This is a genomic window from Ensifer sp. VA4 (assembly GCF_055710065.1).
In genome coordinates this window covers 1-554 of the sequence record NZ_JBVQPO010000055.1, presented here as the reverse complement: position 1 = coordinate 554, position 554 = coordinate 1, and the positions used below count along the sequence as shown (strand labels likewise).

General features: G+C 72.2%; 1 protein-coding gene. It reads left to right on the top strand.

Features of this window, described 5'->3' with window-relative positions:
- Positions 1-554, top strand: a 554-nt coding sequence (locus AC0C6X_RS30130; protein ID WP_472956702.1) for a LysR family transcriptional regulator, incomplete at both ends; no start/stop codon positions are given.

Genomic DNA, 554 nt, shown 5'->3' with positions numbered 1-554 from the left:
GATGTGCTGCGTTCGGAAGGCAGCGTCGCCCGCGCCACCAGCCGCCTGCAGCTCAGCCCCTCCGCCATGAGCCGGGCGCTGGCACGGCTGCGCGAGGCGACCGGCGATCCCTTGCTGGTGCGCGCCGGCCGCGGCCTCGTGCCCACCCCGCGCGCGCTGGAGCTTCGCGGCCGCGTCGGCCCGCTGGTCGAGGCGGCCGAAGCCTGCCTCCGCCCGGCCGAGAGCCTCAACCTGAAGACGCTCACCCGCACCTTTACGCTGAGGAACCGCGAGGGCTTCGTCGAGAATTTCGGCCCTGATCTGATTGCCCGCGTCAATGCGGAAGCGCCCGGCGTGCGCCTTCGCTTCGTGCAGAAGCTCGACCGGGAAAGCAGCCCTCTGCGCGAAGGCGGCGTCGACCTCGAAACCGGCGTCGTCGGCGATGCGACCGGCCCGGAGCTTCGCGCCCAGGCCCTCTTCCACGACCGCTTCGTCGGCGTCGTCTGCTCCGGCCATCCGCTGGCCAATGGCGAGATCACGCCCGCCCGCTACGCTGGAGCCCGCCACATCCACGT